Below are 2,606 nucleotides of genomic sequence, written 5' to 3'. Positions count from 1 at the left end.
AAATTACAATTTTCTAAATTTGCTCCTTGTAAATTCGCTTTTTTAAAAGAAGTATTACTTAAATTTAAACCCGAGAGATTAGCATTTTTTAAATTTGCTCCGTCAAATATTGCTCCAGTTAAATTAATCAACTTAATCTGACTAAAATTTACCCCTGATAAATCTGTATTTGTAAAATTAGCACCTTGAAAATTTACCTCTTCTGTAAGTTGCTCCATAATAGCACTAACAAAAAAATTATCTAAACCTGTTGCACCTGAAAAATTTGCACAGCTAAAATTTGCCCCATTCATTTCACCTAAAGTAAAATGTGCTTCCTGAAAATTTGCCCCTCTACAATTAGCATTTCTAAAATGTGAATCCTCATGCCAAAAAGAAGCTCGACTAAAATTAGTATTAATACATACAGCATCATTAAAATAACCCGTAATAAAACAAGTATCACTTAAATCTGCACCTGACAAACAAGCACCTGCTAAAAAAGCGTGTTCAGAACCACTTAAATTAGCATTTTTGAGATTAGCATTAGTAAAATCAAATTGATATAAACTAGAATTACTAAAATTAGCACCTTCAAGATTAGCACCAGTTAAATTAACCCGTGAATCATCATCATGGGAGTCGATAAAATTAATCTCAATATCACTAAGATCTACTCCCTTTAAATCCCGATTTTCTCCTCCTAAATTAACTAATTCCCAAACCAATCGCCATTTAGGGTCAATTTGTGTCGTTTCATCAATTTTACTTTTTTCTAAAATAACACCTTGAAGTTTTGCACCCCTTAAATCTGCACCAACTAAATTTGTTTGATAAAGGTTACAACCTTTTAAGTCAGCATTACTTAAATTAGTATGACTTAAGTCAAGTTCTGCCAAATCTTCTCTAAGATTAAACCCTACTTTTTTAAGCTCCTCTAAAAAATCACTGACTTCTTGTTGCTTAATTTCATTGATAATTTTCTGTCTTTCAGGCAACGATATTTCCAATAAATCTTCGTAGCAAATAGATTGAAAATCGGAAATATTATACCCTTTTTTCTGTTTAGAATTAACTAGGCGATCAAATATTATTTCTGCCTCCTTTAAAGAAACAGAGATTTTTGTCTTGGTGTCACTCTTAAGCTTACAACCAGTTCTGCCATAAGAAAAATTAACCTGGTATTTGTTCCAACCATGGTAAACTATTTTTACTTCATAAACCTTATCTGATTTTTCATCTTGATAACGAAGAAAAGTCTGTTTTATCAACATAATTTTATTTTTACCCTCCATACTATAGTTATATGTTTTTTAAGTTATTAATGAATATTTTTTATAGTCAATACTGCTTTGAAACTATTAGTAATAGTGATATAATTATAACATCAAAAACATCAATAATGAAAATCATAATTAAGACTTTTATTACGATCAAAAAAATCAATCGTATTGTATGATAACAATAGTATCAAAAGTAAGTAATATATTGGATAACAGAATGAAAATAGCAATTATAGGTTGTGGTTATGTAGGTACTGCCGTTGCTCACCTGTGGAATCAAAAAAGTCATCAACTAACTGTAACCACTACTACCCCAGAAAAAGTTTCAGAACTGCAAAATGTCGCGCAAAAAGTAGTAGTAATGAAAGGAAATGACCCTAAAGCGATCGAGAATATACTACAAAATCAAGAAGTAGTATTATTGAGTATAGGAAATCGCGATCGCACTGGTATAGGATATAAACAAACTTATCTAGAAACTGCCCAAACCCTAGTTACTGCCCTGAAAAAAGCTCCTAATATTCAACAAGTAATTTACACAAGTAGTTACTCAGTTTATGGCGACACAAATGGTGAATGGGTAGATGAAAATATCCCCGCTAACCCCACTAGTGAAAATGGAAACATTCTCCATGAAACTGAACAGGTGTTATTATCTGCATCCACTCCCCAACAACAAGTGTGTGTCCTGCGTCTAGGGGGAATTTACGGTCCCGGTAGAGAGCTAATAAAAATTTTTAGTAGGTGGGCAGGTAAAACTCGCCCTGGTACTGGTGATTATTTCACAAACTGGATTCACTTAGATGATATCGTCGGTGCTGTAGAATTTGCTAGAGATAGACAGTTACAGGGTATTTACAACTTAGTTAATGATGCACCAATGAAAGGTAGAGAATTACTGGATAGTTTACATAAATATCAAGGTTTAGAAAAAGTTTATTGGGATGCTTCTGCTTCATCAATGCGCTCTTTTAATGTCAGAGTATCAAATAAAAAATTGAAGGATGAAAGTTTTGAGTTAGTTCATCCGGAAATTGTGTTTTAATAACGGAGGAGTCAGGAGTCATATCATGTCCGGTAGCATCGGAGCGTGTATAAAATTAAGGTGACAATGGTAGAAAACCTTCTGCCTCTCTTGGTGCGCATTCCCTCTCTTGGTCGGCGTTCCGCAAGCGAGCTGGCGGCGGCGCGGGGTCGCACCGCTCCTGCCTCCTGCCTTCTGCCTTCTGCCTTTCTTCCACCAAAGTCTAATTATTTAACCGGACATGATATCAGGAGTCAGGAGGAAATAAAGAAGGAAGTTTTTTGGTCGCGTCAGCGGAACGGAGTTCTATCGCGCTATTA

The 2,606-nt window shown here is 34.4% G+C and carries 3 protein-coding genes; 1 reads left to right on the top strand and 2 read right to left on the bottom strand.

All coding sequences use genetic code 11. The annotated features are described in order from the left end of the window. A partial coding sequence (locus AC3DU7_RS04685; protein WP_488038195.1) for a pentapeptide repeat-containing protein occupies nucleotides 1-1,253 on the bottom strand: 1,253 nt, incomplete at its 3' end. Nucleotides 1,254-1,479: 226 nt separating this feature from the next. Here AC3DU7_RS04685 and AC3DU7_RS04680 point away from each other — a divergent pair. Further along, nucleotides 1,480-2,307: an SDR family oxidoreductase gene (locus AC3DU7_RS04680; RefSeq protein ID WP_488038194.1), complete on the top strand. Its 828-nt coding sequence runs from the start codon at nucleotides 1,480-1,482 to the stop codon at nucleotides 2,305-2,307. 55 nt (nucleotides 2,308-2,362) lie between these two features. On the opposite strand, the gene AC3DU7_RS04675 is transcribed toward AC3DU7_RS04680, so the two are convergent. Beyond that, nucleotides 2,363-2,506, bottom strand: coding sequence for a hypothetical protein (locus AC3DU7_RS04675; RefSeq protein WP_488038193.1), 144 nt, complete (start codon nucleotides 2,504-2,506; stop codon nucleotides 2,363-2,365). Between the last annotated feature and the right edge of the window lie 100 nt (nucleotides 2,507-2,606).

It is taken from the genome of Okeania sp., from assembly GCF_983059655.1.
This window is presented reverse-complemented; position numbering and strand designations above follow the sequence as displayed.